The organism is Streptococcus cristatus (assembly GCF_003943515.1).
Lineage (GTDB): Bacteria > Bacillota > Bacilli > Lactobacillales > Streptococcaceae > Streptococcus > Streptococcus cristatus_D.
Genome location: NZ_RJPT01000001.1, coordinates 323122 through 342667, shown reverse-complemented (window position 1 = coordinate 342667; position 19546 = coordinate 323122). Strand labels below are relative to the sequence as shown.

Sequence of the window (19546 nt, the reverse complement as noted above, 5' to 3'; positions counted from 1 at the left end):
TTGTAAACCGCAGAACGGAGAGGTTTTCTGTGAACACCTCTCTGTTCAAGAACAGATCAAGAAGAGTCCAATCTAATTTTCCCATAATACGATCAATGTAATTAATTTATAAAATCCTTCCCATTGAAGATTTTATAAATTTGAGTCACTCTTGCTTTTCATTTTCAAGGGAAACAAGCTAAGCATTTCTTTGGTCTCATTGAAAAACTATTTCTTGTGTAAATCCTATCTTTCTAACTGTTTTTCAGACCTTTTTGGAAGATAAGGATAAAACCATTAATAAACTAGGATTTCCCTACTCAAACACAAAACTAAAAGATGCCAACAAACCTCATCAAGGTTATCTAGCGAAATGCTCCCAGCTTTCGGAGCTTTGATAACTTTAGAATAGAATTCTTACCAATTTGAATATCAAAAAGGAGAGGAAAAATTGATCCTCTCCAGTAGATGACTTTTCGTTAACCCACTACAGTTGATAAAGAGTCGATTTTTTCTGTCTAACTTTTGGGGTACAATCAACAATTAATTTGTTTCACTTATTTTTGTGTTCCATATTTCTATCAATAAATCTATTCGTTCAACTGATTTATTGCTCCCGTATTCGTAGTAGATAAACCTTAACTTCTGCAATGTGTCTTGAATTGTTACTATATCTTTTATTCTTTTTCCAATTTTATATCTCCTATTTAAGTTTTTTCTTATTTCACATAAATAGAATTTTTTCTCACTTGGATTACTATTCACATCTAGCCAACAATAATAGAAACAAGAAATCCTTTCCAGTGTCTCTAACTGGTATTTGATATTTCCAGTTTCATTAGCTAAATTTAATCGTTCTTTAAGAATAGAAATAGCTTCCCTAAATTTTCCTTGATTCATAAGCTCCGTTGATAAATCATAAGCAATTTCAATTAAATCCTTGACTTTGGCAACATACTTAGCGCTTTGATATAGTAATTCTAAGATTTCTACACGAAGTGATAATGGGACACCATCATCATAAATATACTGGTACGCATCTTCTAAGTATTGAAACTGAGCCTCAACCGATCTTTTTGCTTGAAATTCGTTAGGCATGAAATGAGAATTCCTTTCTTCTAAAACCTTAACCAATTCAACATACTCTTTTAGTATTTCCATCGAATTACCTAACTCAATTAATCCATCATATAGAATACTAGAATGGTAATAAGGATTGTGAAAAAGCAATGGATCTGTTCGTAAAATGACATTCCAAAAATTAATAATGCTTTCGTAATTCTCTGTTTTACACCATTTTCTGTATAATTTCTTATTATCCTTAATAATTCTATAAATCGTTTGAAAATCAGAATCGTTTGAAATTGTATAAAATGTAGGTATAGTTTCTTCTAGTTTGTCAGGGTTACGATTTCCCCTAGCTTTAAATTTATTATCTATATCTATATATCCAAGCATAATACTTAAATAGTAAGAAAAAAAATCTCTTCCATAATCCATATACCAAACAGGACTATTGTTATCAAAACTTAGTCCAATAAATTGGTTATTATAAAATTCATTAGGGAATTGTACATCCTTTATTTTAAATTGTAACTTTAGTTTAGTTATTAGAGGAAAATCATCTCCTTCATGCAATGGAAGTAAAAACATTGTTTTCCCTTTAACTCCTAACTCCTCTACTAGATTTAATTCCCATGATACTCCCTCTGTATTTCCTACTAGAGATATTATTTTATTTACTTTAGGCAATAAATAAAAAATTTCTTTTTTCCACTTATCTTTGTTATCGTAATCATCAACAATTATCGTTTTAAAAAAAGTCCCTTTATACCATTTTTTTTTATTAGGATTAGCGACACCAATTAAAATTCCAAAACCAGAAGTATTTATTAAGCGAGATAGTCCCTCAGAAAAATTAATCAACGGAAAAAGTGCGAATCTTAAAATTGTAGGTCCAGCAATAAATGGGAAGTATATTAGATCATCATCTTTCACAAAAGGACGTAAAAATAACACAACAGGTTCTTGGCGATTAATTAGATTTTGAAAACTGAAGTTTTGTTTTGAGTATATTAATGCAAATAAATAGTCATATAATAGTTCTGAACATAATAACACACTGTAGCTGAACATTGCTATTTTAAGATTTGTTAAAAATTCTCCTCTAAAAGTAAGTAAAATCTGAAAAGCACTACTTGTCATTATTAAAGAAATCGTCCATATTAATAGTAAGCCCATTTTTTGCATAGTATTGTAACATATATAGTAACCTGCAACCTTTCCTCTTTGTTTATTCTCCAAAAAAGAATAAGAAAAGTTACATATTGAAAGAATAATGGAAAAAATGTACTTCCAACTTGTAGGAAACTTTGAAATATGAATTAATAATAATAATATAAAAAAAAGAAATGGAACTAACAGTGTAACCCTAAATTTAAACATTACCAATAATTCTTGAGCAACGTCACTCAACATGTACACCTTAGTATTTTCAGTTTGATTTAATTTATTGAGCTGATCGTATTGCTTTTCTACATCCTCTATCAGAATACTAGCACTCGCTGAAAAAAAACGAAACAATCTTTTAGAAACTGCACTACGATCTGCCAGAAAACAACAAATATGAACTATAATAACAATTATTAAAAAGTAAAGAAATATCATATTACTTCATACCACTTTATATATTAAATGAACAAGAACTCTACAAATAATATCCCCATATGATTCGCTATATTAAATGTTGTCTAATTTTTTCAATTTCATCTATTGTCTCCTGCAAAGATGCTTGCTCCCATGCCACACTTTTAGATTTAAATACGTCTAAATACTGTTTGTAAAGTGTTTCACATTCCAAATAGTAGTAAGCAACTGCTAAAGTTGCATATTTCCAATAGTCGTCTTCATCCGCATTTTCAGTAATCAGGTCTATAAGTTCTCTATAAACTTTGTTAGCTTCAAATTGATTATATTTAATCTGTTCCTTATCAGTAATATGTAAAAGCTGCAATAATAAACAATTAGCATAATTCTCCCCATTATAATAATCTTGTTTAACTATGTATCCTTTTCTATAAATATTTATCGCATCTTCTAAATAATCTGGATTTTTATTTACTCTATACAATCTCTTATATATAGCACCAGCTATGCCCAATGTTTCAGTATCAAGGGTCTTCTTTAACGGCAATTGCTGAATAATCTTTAACGCCTCCATTAAAGCTCTTGTCTCATTAGGAACCTTGGATTTATATGTAACAAGAGCCAATTGCTGGATAAAATAATCTTCCCCTGGTGATTTTTCAACTAATTTTTTCCAACAATTTTTTGATTCTACAAAATTTCCCTTCTTTTTAAAATCTTTCGCTTTTTGTAACAATTCTCCAATCGTATCCGAATAGTTTTCTGCATCAGAAATCAATTTACAATAATAATTGTTGTCGTATTGAAGAGGTTTTACTTTTGGAATATAGGTATATAGAGGGCTATCCGTTTGCTGTTTTTCTGATTCTTTAATATATTTTTTGAGTTTACTCATCATTTCATCTGATTCAGATTTCGAAATTTTTTCACCAAATTTTTTGTATCTATAGATACGAGAATGGTTTAGATCAAATGGAATATCGTGATCTTCTTGAATCATCATCACAGTAGAGAAAGGCTTCGCAGCATGTCGAACACCCAATTCATAAGCAGCATTTATATTATAAGTCGTCAAGTCGGCAATAACTAAATCTGCATGCAAAAGTAGTTCATACATGCTAACATCAATGATTGTTGATCCAGCAACATCATCTGCTCTAATTACTTTATAATTCTGAAATTCTTTCTCAAATAATGGTTTAATAACTTCATTATAGATTTCATCCAAATCAATTAATTCATTCGTTTTAAAATATGTTTTTTTCCCAAATCCCATCACAACAAAACAAACTTTATTTTTCATTAAAATCCTCTTCTCTAAAAAATTCTGATTCTTTTCCCATCTATATAAATATTTCTGAAATTCTTTCCTCCATAAGCTTCATCATGAAAAGATGTTATTTTATTCGGAATAAAAGTTATTGACTTTCCCTTCTTTACCATCTCTATAATATCTTTGTTATACTCTCGACTAAGTTGAATCCAATGAGACTCACCTTCATGAAAACCTTCCTCTATTGGCAGCAAGGTATCTAATTTACAAAATATATAGGCTTTTCTTTCATCTACTTCTGCAATTTTAGCAGTAAATTCTTTTTTTAAAACAGATATCTTTCGAAATTTTCCACAAGCTTCATCAAGCTCTTTTTCTAACCTATAATTATCGCAATTTAATTCAAAATGATGAAAAATAAAACCTAAAAATCTTTTCAACGCAGAACGACACTGACTATCTCCATTCAAAAAGACACCTTTTGAATTACTGTCTATACAGCTATTCAAAAATTTATCATCTTTTAAATTGAATCCTGGAACATAAAAATTATAGTAGTCATGTTTTTTTACCCACGTTGCCCCCAGCTCATTCAGACAAACTACACTAGAAAAGTAATCCGAGGAAAGTAGAAATAATACAATTGTCTTACCATTAAGATATTCTTGTAAATAGTCATATATATTTTTACCGAATGGCACATCATTATTTTCATTCGAAGTATAGATTAACTTATTATTAGTTAAACCTACACCAATCAACAATTCTCGTAATACATCCCCATACTCTTTATTCTTTGAATTATGACTCAAAAATATATTAACTTCATCATTCTCAAATTCATTAGAAGTACGTTTACCAAAAAAAGGAAAAGAAGACATCTTATCACCTCGAACTCAATATACAACTAATAGTACCAAATTATCTATAACTTTTCTACTGTACAGTACTTAAAATAAATTATCATATTAATCCACAAACAAAAGCATACATATTTCGTTATAATTCTTACCTAAACCCCGTCACTGTCAGTCCTAGCAGCCGGATACCTCGTGGTTGTTCTTCCAAGCTATCGTATATCTCATGCGCAGTTCGCTCGATTTGCTCCTTGTCTTGAGTGGCTAGAGCCAAACTTTTTCTTTTAGTCAAGGTTGAAAAATCAGCATAGCGGATTTTGAGGACAACCGTCTTGCCAGCTTTCTGGTGTTTCTCTAAGCTGAGAGCGACCTTAGCTGCCAAACGAGATAGTTCTTTTTTTATATCCTCCTCGCCATGGAGCAATTTGGCATAGGTTCGCTCCTTACCGATAGACTTACGGATACGATTGGACTTGACGGGACTATTGCTGATGCCACGCGCTTTCCGGTAGAGATCGAAACCAAAGCGACCAAACTTATCAATCAAGGTCATTTCCGGTATCTTGAGCAAATCTGCACCAGTATAAACTCCTATTTCATGCAGTTTCTCGACACTCTTCTTGCCCACCCCATGAAACTTAGCAATGTCCATGGACGCCAGAAAGGCCTCTGCCTCCTCGGGTAAAATAATCGTCAGACCGTGCGGCTTCTCATAATCACTGGCAATCTTGGCCAGAAACTTATTATAAGAAACGCCAGCTGAAGCTGTCAGTTGCAATTCATTCCAGATATCGTGCTGGATCAGCTTGGCAATTTTGACTGCAGATTTGATACCCAACTTATTTTCCGTCACATCCAGATAAGCCTCGTCGATGCTCATGGGCTCAATTTTATCCGTGTAGCGCTTGAAAATCTCTCGAACCTGCAAACCAACTGTTTGATATTTTTCATAATTTCCCGAGATAAAAATCCCCTGCGGGCAGCGCTCGTAGGCTTCCTTGGAACTCATAGCTGAATGAACTCCGAACTTTCTGGCTTCATAATTACAAGTCGAAACCACACCACGTCCACCCGTCTGACGCGGATCACTACCGATAATCACAGGCTTTCCCTTAAGCTTAGGATTGTCCCGCTCTTCGACCGAAGCAAAAAAAGCATCCATATCAATATGAATGATCTTTCGCGATGTATCATTGATTAGCGGAAAAATTAGCATGCTGTCTCCTATAAGTTAGATTAGCTCTTTAGCAAATTTTATCATTTTTAAAGCAAGTTTCAAAGGATTTTTATTCAAAAGCAAGACCGGAAAATGTGAGAAACTTTCTGAAGTACATAAACAAAGTATAAAAATAGGAATTTCAGTATTGGGCAAATTTCTACACAGTAACATTCAAAACAAGGACAAAATAATTCAACTTATCAGCTTCTTTCTACTATTTTCATTTACTATTTTCAAAATTATAAAACAGTTTGCAATAAAATATCAATCTGTATTATAAAAGAAAGCCTCTTTTAGCACTGAAATTCGTTTGTGAAACCGATTACCTTATGATATACTTTAATTATAAATGTAACAGTTTATTGTTGCTAGAATAAAGAGGAAAATCTAATGGTTGTTAAAACAGTTGTGGAAGCTCAAGATATTTTTGACAAAGCTTGGGAAGGCTTCAAAGGTGAAGACTGGAAAGAGAAAGCAAGTGTTTCTCGCTTCGTTCAAGCCAACTACACACCTTATGATGGAGATGAAAGCTTCTTGGCAGGTCCTACTGAGCGCTCACTCCACATCAAGAAAATCGTAGAAGAAACAAAAGCTCACTACGAAGAAACTCGTTTCCCAATGGACACTCGTCCAACATCTATTGCAGATATCCCTGCTGGTTATATCGACAGAGATAACGAACTAATTTACGGTATTCAAAACGATGAACTCTTCAAATTGAACTTCATGCCAAAAGGTGGTATCCGTATGGCTGAAACAACTTTGAAAGAAAATGGTTATGAACCTGATCCAGCTGTTCACGAAATTTTCACAAAATATGTGACAACTGTTAACGACGGTATTTTCCGTGCTTATACTTCTAACATCCGCCGCGCTCGTCACGCTCACACTGTGACTGGTCTTCCAGATGCTTACTCACGTGGACGTATCATCGGTGTTTATGCACGTCTAGCTCTTTACGGTGCAGACTACTTGATGCAAGAAAAAGTCAACGACTGGAATGCAATCAAAGAAATCGACGAAGAAACAATCCGTCTTCGTGAAGAAGTAAACCTTCAATACCAAGCTTTGCAACAAGTTGTTCGCTTGGGTGATCTTTACGGAGTTGATGTTCGTAAACCAGCGATGAACGTTAAAGAAGCGATCCAATGGGTTAACATCGCCTTTATGGCTGTCTGCCGTGTTATCAACGGTGCTGCAACATCCCTAGGACGTGTGCCAATCGTATTGGATATCTTTGCAGAACGTGACCTTGCTCGTGGTACATTTACTGAATCAGAAATCCAAGAATTCGTTGATGATTTCGTTATGAAACTTCGTACAGTTAAATTTGCTCGTACAAAAGCTTATGACCAATTGTACTCAGGTGACCCAACCTTCATCACAACTTCTATGGCTGGTATGGGTAACGATGGTCGTCACCGTGTTACGAAGATGGACTACCGTTTCTTGAACACACTTGACAACATCGGTAACTCTCCAGAGCCAAACTTGACAGTTCTTTGGACTGATAAATTACCATACGCATTCCGTCGCTACTGTATGCATATGAGCCACAAACACTCTTCTATCCAATACGAAGGTGTAACAACAATGGCTAAAGACGGATATGGTGAAATGAGCTGTATCTCATGCTGTGTGTCTCCACTTGACCCAGAAAACGAAGAACAACGCCACAACATCCAGTACTTCGGTGCTCGTGTAAACGTTTTGAAAGCTCTTCTTACTGGTTTGAACGGTGGTTATGACGATGTACATAAAGACTACAAAGTATTTGACATCGATCCTATCCGTGACGAAGTTCTTGAATTTGAATCAGTTAAAGCGAACTTCGAAAAATCACTTGACTGGTTGACTGACACTTACGTAGATGCTTTGAACATCATCCACTACATGACTGACAAGTACAACTACGAAGCTGTTCAAATGGCCTTCTTGCCAACTTATCAACGTGCTAACATGGGATTCGGTATCTGTGGATTTGCTAACACTGTTGATACATTGTCAGCTATCAAGTATGCAACTGTTAAACCACTCCGTGATGAAAATGGCTACATCTACGATTACGAAACAATCGGTGAATACCCACGTTGGGGTGAAGATGATCCTCGCTCAAACGAATTGGCAGAATGGTTGATCGAAGCTTACACTACACGTCTACGTAGCCACAAACTTTACAAAGACGCTGAAGCAACTGTATCACTTTTGACAATCACATCTAACGTTGCTTACTCTAAACAAACTGGTAACTCACCAGTCCACAAAGGTGTATACCTTAACGAAGATGGTTCTGTGAACTTGTCTAAACTTGAATTCTTCTCACCAGGTGCTAACCCATCTAACAAAGCTAAAGGTGGATGGTTGCAAAACTTGAACTCACTTGCTAGCCTAGACTTTGGTTACGCAGCTGACGGTATCTCATTGACAACACAAGTTTCACCACGCGCTCTTGGTAAGACTCGTGACGAACAAGTGGACAACTTGGTAACAATTCTTGATGGTTACTTCGAAAACGGTGGACAACACGTTAACTTGAACGTTATGGACTTGCAAGATGTTTACGACAAGATCATGTCTGGCGAAGATGTTATCGTACGTATCTCTGGATACTGTGTAAACACTAAATACCTCACTCCAGAGCAAAAGACTGAATTGACACAACGTGTCTTCCACGAAGTTCTTTCTATGGATGATGCACTTAGCTAAGCCTCTTTCCTAATTGTAAAACCAGCTGAAAATCAGCTGGTTTTCTTTTGCTTTGGAGAGATAGCTTTGAGCATTTGTGTTATAATAGAGTTATTGTGAAATGAAAAAAGGGGATGCAATGGCTGAGAAAATGTCTACAGATGAAAAAAATCTTAATCTGGCCGTCGATGTTATCATGCTAGCTGGGACTTTGCTATTACAAAGTGGTTCAGAGATTTATCGGGTCGAAGACACCATGATCCGGATTGCCCATTCGCAGGGCATCGTGGACTGCAATGCCTTAGCCATGCCAGTTGCCATATTCTTTTCCATTGAAAATACCAATATTTCTCGAATGAAGCGAAATATCCATACGAACTATAATATCGAGAAGGTCTGTGATGTCAATCAAGTCTCTCGCCAACTGGTTAGTGGTGCCATCAATCTAGAAGAAGCGCTTGAGCAACTAAAGGAACTTAAAATAAAAAAACTTCCTTATAGCAAAAAAGAGTTGATTACAGCTGCTACGCTCAGTGCTCCCTTCTTTTCGATCATGTTCGGAGGAAATTTCTACGATGCTCTTGGGGCTGGTATAGCGACCCTATTTGGCTTTTCTTTCTCCCTTTATGTCGATAAATACATTCGGATTCCTTTCGTATCAGCCTTTGCTGGGGCTTTCGTCTTCGGATTATTGGCCCAGATTTGGGCTCGCTACTCAGGCTTCGATTCAACAGCAGACTTGATTATCGCAGGGGCTGTTATGCCCTTCGTCCCAGGAATCGCTTTGACCAACTCAGTTAGAGATATCATGACCAACCATATCAACTCTGGAATGAGCAAACTCTTTGAATCACTCCTCATTACCCTTGCTCTCGGCGCCGGTACCTCTGTCGCCCTCATTCTTATGAAATAAGCCTATGACAATCTTGACTTTCTTACTGCAAGCCCTTGCCAGCCTACTGGCCATCATCACCTTTTTAATCGTTCTAAATGTCCAGCGGAGTATGCTGATTCCTGGCGGAGTTTTAGGTATGGCTACTTGGCTACTCTATCTCCTACTCAAGGGACCGACTAATGTTATCATTGCAACCTTCGTGGCTGCCATCATTGGTTCCTGTGCCAGCCAAATCCTCAGCATCATCTATAGAACGCCGGCTGTCGTCTTTATTTTGGCTATTCTAGCGCCTCTAGTACCTGGATATATTTCCTATCGGACAACCGCCTTCTTTGTGACAGGTGATTACAGTCATGCTATGGTCAATGCTACCTTGGTCGTTATCCTAGCCTTGGTCATCTCTATCGGCATGGCTAGCGGGACTGTCGTCTTAAAGATCTACAGCTACCTTAAGAAACATCCTCTTCACTATAAAAAATGAGAGTGGGACAGAAATCGCTAATTCGTTAGAATTCGATTTCGTCGTCCCACCTCCGCACAGTTGAGTAGGGCTGTAAAAGCTGATAAAATCAGCGTAATAGAGCCCACTCAACTACTGCGTCTTGCTCGATAATCCAAAGACAATTAAGAGGCTAGGACTTTTGTCCCAGCCTCATTTTTCTTTATGCATTTTGGTTAGAATTTCCTTAGCTTTTGCCTGATTAAATTGCTTCTCTTTGAGAAGTGCTGCAACAACAGCAGCAACCTCATCTTCCTGAGCACCGGCCAATAAAGCTAGAGATTTAGCTTGGAGCTTCATGTGCCCAGCCTGAATTCCCGTGGTCACCAGTGCTCTTAAAGCCGCAAAATTTTGCGCTAAGCCGACAGAAGCGATAATCGAAGCTAATTCTTTGGCTGTCGGTTGCCCCAATAAATCAAAACTAGCGACAACCATTGGATTAAGACCGATGGAGCCTCCCTTAGCCGCAACCGGCATGGGTAAAGTCAACTGGCCATAGAGTTTTCTTTCCTCTAAATTGGCCTTCCAGTTACTCAATCCTTGATAACGGCCCTCACGAGCGGCATAGGCATGGGCTCCAGCTTCAATGGCCCGCCAATCATTTCCTGTCGCCAAAAGAACTGCATCAATTCCGTTGAAAATGCCTTTATTATGCGTGCTGGCTCGATAAGGATCCTGTTTTGCAAATTGACTAGCTAGAGCGATTCTTTGAGCAGCTCGTTCAGCTTCTGCCTTGTCTCGACTGAGTGAGTGGAAATCAATTTCACAAGAGGCTGTTACAAGCGCTTCAGTCGCATAGTTAGATAAGATAGCCATCAAGCTCTGTCCACCTGTTAGCTCCTCCAATCGTTCTTTTAGGGCTTCTAGCATTGTATTAAGGATATTGGCACCCATGGCTTCCTGAGTGTCCACGACAAGGTAGAGAACTAGAAAGTCCGTCTCTCCCTCTAGGAAATCCGTTCTCAAATCACGCGCCCCACCTCCTCGCTTGACGATAGAAGGATGGGCTTGATTTGCCAATTCTAATAAGGCTGACTTCTCATTTTGGATTTGCTCTAAGGCTTTAGCTACATCGGGCACATCATAGAGTGCGACCTGCCCAACCATCTGCCGATTATGAATTTTGGTTTTGAAACCGCCGTTGCGCTTAATGATTTTTGCTGCAAAACTAGCAGCAGCAACGACAGAGGGCTCCTCTGTTGCAAAAGGTACCTGATAAACCTGCCCATCTATAAGAAAGTCTGGTGCAATCGAATAAGGTAAAGCCAAAACAGAAAGCACATTTTCACTCATTTGATTGGCAGTCTCCAGCGGCAAATGGCTTTGATTAGCAAGATTTTGCCAATTCTCAGTCTGGAGTAGTTCATGGGCTTTCAGAAACTCTAGTCGCTCTGCAGGCATTTTTTTAGAAAATCCAGTCCAATTTATTTTCATGATGGTTTCTCAACTTTGATATACTTGCGCTGGTGTTGGTCAATTTGAACCAAGGCGTAAACTTGGTCATCGTAGTAAGAGAAAACAGCTGAGCCATTTTCATCCAGCTGGGCCTCTGCAAAGAAAAGGTCTTCATAGGCTGCAACCGTCAGTTCTTGACGTTGATTTAATTTCTCCAAACGATTAGTCGTCAGCTGTTCTTCATAACCTTCTACCAGATTGGCACTGAAAATCTCAGCCACAGCACCACTCCCATAACTAAAGAGAGCAATCTTGTCACCAGCCTTAAGATTTTCAGAGTTTTCTAAGAGGGACAAGAGCCCCAAGAAGAGGGAGCCTGTGTAGATGTTTCCGACCTTTTGGCTATAGAGAATAGACTTGTCAAAGTTTTCTTGCAGACCCTTTTGCTCCTTCTGAGACAAGCTTTTATCCATAATTTTATTCAGCCCCTTCAGCGCCAATTTTGGATAGGGAAGATGGAAACAAATCGCCGCAAAGTCTCCCAAAGCTAAACCATGACGTTTTTGGTATTCGTTCCAAGTCGTCTTGAGGCAATCCAGGTACTGCTGGGTTGAGTAAACACCATTGACGTAAGGAGTCGTAGAGTAATTTGGTCGCCAGAAATCCATAATATCACGAGTCTGAGCCACATTATCTTCATTGAATTCAAGGATGCGTGGATTTTGACTGATCAACATAGCGACAGCGCCTGCGCCTTGAGTCGGCTCGCCTGGCGCCTCTATCCCGTATTTTGCAATGTCACTAGCGATGACCAAAACCTTGCTTTCTGGATATTGTTTGATATGTAGCTTGGCATAGTCTAGAGCAGCAGTTCCAGCGTAGCAGGCTTCCTTCATTTCAAAGCTACGAGCGAAGGGCTGGATACCCAAAAGACCGTGAATAAAGACCGAAGCCGCCTTGCTTTGGTCGATGCTAGACTCTGTTGCGACAATGACCATATCAATGGCCTGCTTATCCTCTACGGTCAAGATTTGTTCAGCGGCTGTCGCACCCAGAGTGACAATATCCTCAGTTAAAGGAGCAATGCTAATCTCCTTCATCAATAATCCCTTGCTGAGCTTGTTGGGATCAATCCCCCGCTCCTCAGCCAGATGATCTAATTTTAAAACATAATTGCTGGTCGCAAAACCGATTTGATCGATTCCGATTTTCATCATAAAGACCTCATTCAATTCATTTGATAGCTAATAGTATTCAGACACTATTTTACCATAATTAAGGCTAAAACTCTTTTAAAAACCATTTTTTAAGCTCAAATCCGACTTGAGACGGAGAAAACTCATCATCAAAAAATGAGAGAAACTCAATTTTTCCAATTCAGTTTCCCTCATCAATCTATTCCAAATTTTGAGCTAGCAAGTTTATGGATTTAAGGATAAGCTTCCCTCCATAAAGTCCTTGCAATATCCCTTGTTTTCTTTGTAAACAGGCTGAAGCAAGCCCTACTTCCGCTTCCTTGCAATCAAGTGAATAGGTGTTCCTTCAAAGACAAAGGCCTTGCGGATTTGATTTTCTAAGAAACGCAGATAAGAGAAGTGCATAAGCTCTTCTTCGTTGACAAAGATGACAAAGGTCGGCGGTTTGGTCGCTACCTGAGTCGCATAAAAAATCTTGAGACGTTTGCCCTTGTCAGTCGGTGTCGGATTAATCGCGATAGCATCCATGATAACATCATTGAGCACCGCTGACGGAATACGGGTATTCTGACTCTGACTGATTTGCTTAATCATTTCCGGCAGCTTATGGAGACGCTGCTTGGTTAAGGCAGAAACAAAAATAATTGGCGCATAAGACAAGTACTGGAACTGGTCTCGGATATCCTCTTCCCAGTCTTTCATAGTGTGGTTGTCTTTTTCCAGCGTATCCCACTTATTGACGACGATGATAATTCCTTTTCCTGCTTCATGGGCAAAGCCAGCGATTCGCTTGTCGTACTCACGAATTCCTTCCTCAGCATTCAGCACCATCAGAACGACATCTGAGCGGTCAATGGCCCGCATAGCCCGCATGACAGAGTATTTCTCTGTGTTTTCATAGACCTTTCCGGATTTGCGCATTCCTGCTGTGTCAATCATGGTAAATTCCTGACCTTCACTGTCCGTAAAGACCGTATCAATCGCATCGCGTGTTGTACCGGCCACTGGACTGGCAATGACCCGATCCTCACCCAAGATGGCATTGATCAAGCTAGACTTGCCGACATTAGGACGGCCAATCAAGCTAAACTTAATCATATCAGGATTTTCAACCACTTCCTCATGTGGAAGATTTTCAACGATCGCATCCAGAACATCCCCTGTACCAATCCCGTGGACAGAAGATACTGGGAATGGATCGCCCAAGCCCAGTGCATAGAAATCATAGATTTCATTGCGCATCTCGGGATTGTCCACCTTATTAACCGCTAAAATAATCGGCTTGTGGGTCTTGTAGAGCATCCGAGCGACATACTCGTCCGCATCAGTGATGCCTTCCTTACCAGACACGACAAAAACGATGACATCGGCCTCGTCCATAGCAATCTCAGCTTGGTGTTTGATTTGCTCCATAAAAGGTGCATCAACATCGTCAATTCCGCCCGTATCAATGACACTGAACTTACGATTCAGCCAATCTGCCGTCGCATAGATTCGGTCTCGGGTTACTCCTTCCACGTCTTCGACAATGGAAATCCGCTCTCCCGCAATCCGATTAAAAAGCGTTGATTTGCCGACATTAGGACGGCCGACAATGGCAATAGTTGGTAAAGCCATGTTTTCCCTCTTTCATTCTTTGGGACAGAGCAGAGCTCCGCCTTAGTTTTCTAATTTCTTTTCTTTGAACAGTTGGTCAATCGCTCGATTCGGCTCCTGACCAAATTGGGCTGCCAAACGCTGGCTCCAAGTATCCTGTGCCCGCTCACCAGCATACTCAGCCTGCACACGGTCATAGGTCTCGATGACTGAGCTGAGTTGCTCACAGTATTCTTCCTCAAAGACCACCGCTTCATAGGGCAGGCGTGGCTTGACAGTATGGTTTTGATTGGGTTTTCCTAAAGCCATACCAAAAACTGGATAAGTATAGTCTGGCAGATTAAAGAGCTGGGCAATTTTTGAAGCTTCGTAGCGAACTAAACCAATAATAACACCGCCATAACCCAGACTTTCAGCTGCCAAAAGGGTATTTTGCCCTGCCAAAGCAGCATCTACCGAGCTAATGAGGATATTTTCAGTTCCCTCAGGATAGAAATCTTCTGTATGTAGCGCAGCTCCCTTTTTAGCTCGATTGAGGTCTCCTACAAAGAGCAAAAAAGCTGATGCCTGAAGAATTGCTTTCTGCGGAACTAAGTCAAAAAGAGCCTCTTTTTTCTCCTGGCTGCGCACCACAATGATAGAGTAGGACTGGAAGTTTTTCCAACTGGAAGCAGCACGTCCAGCATCGATAATAGCGCGTAGTTCTTCATCTGAGATCTGCTCCTCCGTAAAGCGACGAACAGACGTATGAGCTTTCATCAAGTTAATTGTTTCATTCATCGGCGATTTTCTCCTTCTAGGTGTACTTCTTGAGCTAAAAATTTAATCCGCTCCATAACCCTCTTAGCCTGCCAAGTCTCATCGCCATTCTTAGAGCTGGCAAAGTGACGCTCTAAATCTGCAAAACTAAAGTTAGAAGTGAAGAAAGTTGGCAGATTTTCCTGCATACGGTGCTGGAGGATAACCTGCAAAATCTCATCCCGCATCCAGGGACTAGACTGCTCTGCACCGATATCGTCCAAAATCAGCACTTGAGCTGTCTTGACCTGGTCAATCTTGTCCTTAACTAATCCAGAACTAATGGCATTCTTAACATCCAAAACAAAGCTCGGATAGTGAAGCAGAGTCGTTGATACACTGCGTTTTTCTGACAAATCATGCGCCAGCGCAGCCATCATGTAGCTCTTACCCACGCCGAAATCTCCGTAGAGATAAACAGCCTTCTGATAATGCGGAAAATCCGCAACAAAACTGGTCAAGAGCTCGAAAGCCTTGTAGCGACCAATATCGTCTAAATCCACTTTGGCCAAACTAGCTTCTTTTAGACTGGCTGGCAGATTGATAAGGTTGAGACGGCTTCTAATCGCCTCCTGTCTCTCCTGCTCGATCAACTCAGGCGTTTCCTCATAGGCAACATCCGCATAGCCTTCATTTTTCACCAAAATTGGCTTATATCCCTTAGCAATATAGTTCTGATCTTCTAGCAGGAAGCGATCTCGTTCGGTAATGTATTGATTGAACTTAGAAATGCTACGCTGAATTTCGGTTGGAGACAGTTGTTCTCGACTGATAAAGGCAGCGATATCTGGATCTGCTAAAATCTGCTGGACTAATTTTTGATAATCAAACTGCTTCACCTTATTCATATGAGGCATTGCCTGTCCTATTTTTTCCATTTAATCGCCTCCTTCTTCCAGTCTTGCTAAAAGTCTTCTTTTTTGTTCTTCTAGTTCCGCTTGTTTTTCTAAGCTCGTTTCATTCTTGTAATCCGGCTGACTCCAGTTCGGCACATTGCTTTTAGCAGCAGCTGGGCTGACTTGCGCAGGACGACTATTCGTCTGCTGATTACGCTCACGGATTTTCAGGACTGCCTCTTCAGCCGAGGTCACCTTTTGATAAGAAAAGTCATTGGCCACCTTGAGGGCATACTTTTCATTGAGATTGGCCGAATCAACCTTATTAAAAGTCAATAGCAGGATGATATTGATAACTTCATCCAACAGTCCCATCTCTGCCAAATCCTGAATCAGTTTCCGTTCACTACGCGTAATGGCCGCTTGACGGGTTTTCTTGATTTCGGCCAAAAAGAGCAGCGGCTGCTTGCTTTTAGCTTCACGGATAATAGACTGCTCTTGCGGAGAAAAATCTCCCGAAACTGGTTTTTGCTGAATCTTTTGCTGCATCCGTTTCGTCGAAATCACATGTGACACAGCTGTTTCACGCGCTAAGACATAGGTCTCATACCAAGTCCATTTCTTCTGCTCCGCAATAGCAAACAAGTCCAAGAGATCCGATTTTTCATCCGCAAAACGCAAGCCATCCTGAGCCATTCTCTGTTTAAAATGCGTCAAATCAAAATCATTTTGGCGACTAGTTCTCGTCGGACTGACGTCATCCATGCCATAGATCTGGCTAAAAGAAGCACCGATTTTTTGTCCAGCTGGATTTTCCGGTCGTAGCTTATCTACTGCCGCCTGCCCAATCTTTTTCTCCAAAAGACTACTGTACACATGGTGAGCAAAGAAGTCCTCAGCGGACAAGATTGGATAGAGTCGGATGAAAAATCCCGTCTCCGTCTGGTAAAGCTCTAGCAAGCCAATAGCTGATAGGCGCTCCAAGCTCCTCTCCAACGCTTCCATACCAAAGTCAAGATGATTTAAAATATGGCTGAAAAGTCGCTGCTGAGCTCCGTTATCCCAAAAAGAAACCAGATAAAGATAAAGCGCCACTGCATCCTTGCCCACAATAGGTAGGTAATAACGGGTCAGCCCGCTCATATCCTGACTGACCTGGTTATTAGACAAGAAAGAAAAATGATCATTTGGTTTCATAAGGCATTATTTTTCCTTTTTCTTCTTAGAACCCTTGGTAATCTGCTTCAAAAGGCTTTCCAACTCGCCAACATCCTTAAAACTCCGATAAACACTGGCAAAACGGACATAGGTAATTTCATCCAGCTCGGCCAGCTCATCCATGACCAGAGAGCCAATATATTCGCTGGCAATTTCATTTTCACTCTGGCTGCGAAGTTTTTGCTCAATCCGATTGACCAATTCTTCAATCTCGTCACTTGAGACCGGACGCTTCTGAGCAGAGCGGATGATTCCGTTAAATATCTTATCCCGAGAAAATTGCTCACGCGTTCCATCTTTTTTGACAACGACTAGGGTTCTTTCTTCCACGCGCTCATAAGTTGTAAAACGATGCTGGCATTCCTCGCATTCACGGCGACGACGGATTGTATTTCCATCTTCTGCCTGCCGGCTGTCAACCACACTTGATTTGCTTCCGCCACATTTGGGACAACGCATGTCATTTCCTCCTAGAATCTTAATACTTCATTATACCATGTTTTGACCAATAACAAAAGACGAGAGATTTCTCGCCCATAAAAAAACTAAAGCTGGCAAAGCAGCTTTAGCAGGGTAACCTTCTTTCAAAAATCCAGCAAATGGAAACTCAGCCCTTCTTGTCAAAATACTTTCTGGTTTCAGCAATAATAACCGGAGACAAGGCCAAGAGAGCAATCAGATTTGGCAAGGCCATCAAGGCATTGACAATATCGGCAATGACCCAAACTGCTTCTAGCTCAATAAAGCCCCCTAAGAGCACCATAGTAACAAAGATAATTCGGTACAAGCGAATATATTTGACACCGAACAGGAACTCAAAACAACGCTCACCGTAATAGTTCCAGCCTAAAATTGTGGTAAAGGCAAAAAGAACCAGAAAAACGGATAGAAGGATTGGACCAAAATTAGCAAAGACAGTCGCAAAGGCTGCCTGAGTCAAGGAAACACCATTGAGATTACTATCCCAAACTCCTGTGATTAAAATTGTTAGACCTGTCAGACTACAAATAATCAGAGTATCAATAAAGGTTCCCGTCATCGAAATCAAGCCTTGCTCGACCGGTTCCTTAGTCTTAGCTGCCGCCGCCGCAATAGGTGCTGACCCTAGACCAGATTCATTTGAAAAGACGCCACGAGCTACCCCATTTTGAATGGCCATCCGCATGCTTGCACCAGCAAAGCCACCCACCGCTGCTGTTTGACTAAAGGCAGAACTAAAGACTAGCTGGAGAGTTGGCAGCAGACGATCTAGATTGACTGCTAAGACAGTCACAGTCCCCAAGATATAAATAGCTGCCATAAAAGGCACAACCTTGGTCGACACTCGCGCAATGGACTGAATGCCGCTAAAAATAACCAAAGTCACCAAAATAGCCAAGATAGAGGCTGTCACAGCTGAAGGTAGCTGAATGGTATTATGCATGGCTTCTGTAATGGAATTCACCTGCGTAAAGGTCCCAATCCCTAAAAGAGCCACCAAGACACCTGCTACAGCAAAGAAAATAGCCAGCGGACGCCATTTTTCTCCCATTCCCAACAAAATATAGTGCATGGGACCACCAGCAACTGCTCCGTGGGCATCCTTGGAACGATACTTAATCGCTAATAAACCTTCGGCATACTTGGTTGCCATTCCAAAGAAAGCAGCCAGCCACATCCAAAATAAGGCACCCGGTCCACCAACTTTTATGGCCGTCGCAACACCGATAATATTCCCCGTTCCAACCGTGGCTGCCAAAGCTGTACAAAGAGCAGCAAAGCTTGACACGTCTCCATGATGATCCTCTCCAGATACAAAAATTAAGCGAAAGGCGCGAGAAAGGCGCGAAATCTGTAGCAACCTCAGACGAAGTGTCAGATAAAGCCCTGTTCCAACTAATAAAATCAAGAGGGGAGGCCCCCAGACCAAAGAATCAATTTGATTCAGCAACTTCAACATAATTTCTATGCTCCTTTTCCACACCGAGAAAAAGAAAAGTACATGTTTACACATGTACTCTGGATGCCTGAGAATGACCGACTCCTGTCCTTCCCTTGCTCTGTCCTTTTACCTGAGAGTTTGAGCAGTTGCCTGCCTTGCCCCTTCGGTGCCAATCATGGTCTCTCCAGAGTTCCGTCCATTTCACAGTCATAAGACTCAAACGCTTATTTCTGAAAAACTTCATTCGGTGTTTATTCTAAATTTTCTATTATTTTAAAATAATATTCGGTTTTTGTCAATGTTTTATGAAAAATTTTGAATATTCTATAACCCCAAAAGGTTAGATAGAAAATTTATTCAAAGGTAAGATGATAGTAGCTCATAGAATCTCCTTGGTTACCTGTTGATGTAGTTATTTATGGTTTACACTGTTTGAAGTTCTGTAAGTTTTTATTGCACTATATTTTAAAATTTTTCATTCCTTAAAGTATTGATGACATTCTTCCAAGAGTTAGTCAAGAAAAATTTTAGAA

At 39.9% G+C, this 19546-nt stretch carries 15 protein-coding genes, 1 pseudogene and 1 riboswitch; of the genes and pseudogenes, 4 read left to right on the top strand and 12 right to left on the bottom strand.

Annotated elements, in window-relative coordinates; all coding sequences use genetic code 11:
- Window positions 1–150: 150 nt before the first annotated feature.
- Window positions 151–434 (top strand): annotated as a pseudogene (locus D8791_RS01775) (transposase); the annotation flags it as partial.
- An 88-nt stretch (window positions 435–522) separates the two neighbouring features.
- On the opposite strand, the gene D8791_RS01770 reads toward D8791_RS01775, so the two are convergent.
- The 4 genes from D8791_RS01770 to dinB all read right to left on the bottom strand — a co-directional run bounded on the left by D8791_RS01770 (window position 523) and on the right by dinB (window position 5971).
- Entirely contained in the window at window positions 523–2562 is a 2040-nt protein-coding gene (locus tag D8791_RS01770) for a hypothetical protein (protein WP_185760529.1), read from the bottom strand.
- A gap of 151 nt (window positions 2563–2713) precedes the next feature.
- Window positions 2714–3928 (bottom strand): TRAFs-binding domain-containing protein, encoded by a 1215-nt coding sequence (locus D8791_RS01765; protein WP_223367936.1) that lies wholly within the window; start codon window positions 3926–3928, stop codon window positions 2714–2716.
- Between the two features lie 14 nt (window positions 3929–3942).
- Complete coding sequence (locus D8791_RS01760; RefSeq protein WP_125446050.1) at window positions 3943–4779, bottom strand: toll/interleukin-1 receptor domain-containing protein; 837 nt, start codon at window positions 4777–4779, stop codon at window positions 3943–3945.
- Window positions 4780–4906: 127 nt separating this feature from the next.
- On the bottom strand, window positions 4907–5971 hold the full coding sequence (gene dinB, locus D8791_RS01755) for a DNA polymerase IV (protein ID WP_125446049.1): 1065 nt from the start codon (window positions 5969–5971) through the stop codon (window positions 4907–4909).
- Window positions 5972–6364: 393 nt separating this feature from the next.
- Between dinB and pflB the strand changes: the two genes are divergently transcribed.
- The 3 genes from pflB to D8791_RS01740 all read left to right on the top strand — a co-directional run bounded on the left by pflB (window position 6365) and on the right by D8791_RS01740 (window position 10035).
- Complete coding sequence (gene pflB / locus D8791_RS01750) at window positions 6365–8680, top strand: formate C-acetyltransferase (protein WP_125446048.1); 2316 nt, start codon at window positions 6365–6367, stop codon at window positions 8678–8680.
- A 118-nt stretch (window positions 8681–8798) separates the two neighbouring features.
- The gene (locus tag D8791_RS01745; RefSeq protein WP_125446272.1) at window positions 8799–9572 is read left to right on the top strand and encodes a threonine/serine exporter family protein; all 774 of its coding nucleotides are present in this window, start codon (window positions 8799–8801) and stop codon (window positions 9570–9572) included.
- Window positions 9573–9576: 4 nt separating this feature from the next.
- Entirely contained in the window at window positions 9577–10035 is a 459-nt protein-coding gene (locus D8791_RS01740; RefSeq protein ID WP_045498515.1) for a threonine/serine exporter family protein, read from the top strand.
- A 171-nt stretch (window positions 10036–10206) separates the two neighbouring features.
- Here the strand turns inward: D8791_RS01740 and D8791_RS01730 are convergent, their stop codons facing one another.
- From D8791_RS01730 to D8791_RS01695, 8 genes are all read right to left on the bottom strand, one after another.
- Window positions 10207–11487: a hydroxymethylglutaryl-CoA reductase, degradative gene (locus tag D8791_RS01730; protein ID WP_125446047.1), complete on the bottom strand. Its 1281-nt coding sequence runs from the start codon at window positions 11485–11487 to the stop codon at window positions 10207–10209.
- On the bottom strand, window positions 11484–12662 hold the full coding sequence (locus D8791_RS01725) for a hydroxymethylglutaryl-CoA synthase (RefSeq protein WP_125446271.1): 1179 nt from the start codon (window positions 12660–12662) through the stop codon (window positions 11484–11486). The genes D8791_RS01730 and D8791_RS01725 overlap by 4 nt, the downstream gene beginning before the upstream one ends.
- Before the next feature lie 288 nt (window positions 12663–12950).
- The gene (der, locus tag D8791_RS01720; protein ID WP_125446046.1) at window positions 12951–14261 is read right to left on the bottom strand and encodes a ribosome biogenesis GTPase Der; all 1311 of its coding nucleotides are present in this window, start codon (window positions 14259–14261) and stop codon (window positions 12951–12953) included.
- 42 nt (window positions 14262–14303) lie between these two features.
- The gene (locus D8791_RS01715; protein ID WP_125446045.1) at window positions 14304–15020 is read right to left on the bottom strand and encodes an NADPH-dependent oxidoreductase; all 717 of its coding nucleotides are present in this window, start codon (window positions 15018–15020) and stop codon (window positions 14304–14306) included.
- On the bottom strand, window positions 15017–15916 hold the full coding sequence (dnaI, locus tag D8791_RS01710) for a primosomal protein DnaI (RefSeq protein ID WP_125446044.1): 900 nt from the start codon (window positions 15914–15916) through the stop codon (window positions 15017–15019). Before dnaI ends, D8791_RS01715 begins: the two co-directional genes overlap by 4 nt.
- A complete protein-coding gene (locus tag D8791_RS01705) occupies window positions 15917–17071 on the bottom strand; it encodes a replication initiation and membrane attachment family protein (protein ID WP_125446043.1) in 1155 nt (384 codons plus the stop codon).
- Window positions 17072–17077: 6 nt separating this feature from the next.
- A complete protein-coding gene (nrdR, locus tag D8791_RS01700) occupies window positions 17078–17551 on the bottom strand; it encodes a transcriptional regulator NrdR (protein ID WP_005591110.1) in 474 nt (157 codons plus the stop codon).
- A gap of 148 nt (window positions 17552–17699) precedes the next feature.
- Window positions 17700–19031, bottom strand: a complete 1332-nt coding sequence (locus tag D8791_RS01695; RefSeq protein WP_125446042.1) for an alanine/glycine:cation symporter family protein — start codon at window positions 19029–19031, stop codon at window positions 17700–17702.
- A gap of 90 nt (window positions 19032–19121) precedes the next feature.
- Window positions 19122–19211, bottom strand: a riboswitch (glycine riboswitch).
- Window positions 19212–19546 lie beyond the last annotated feature (335 nt).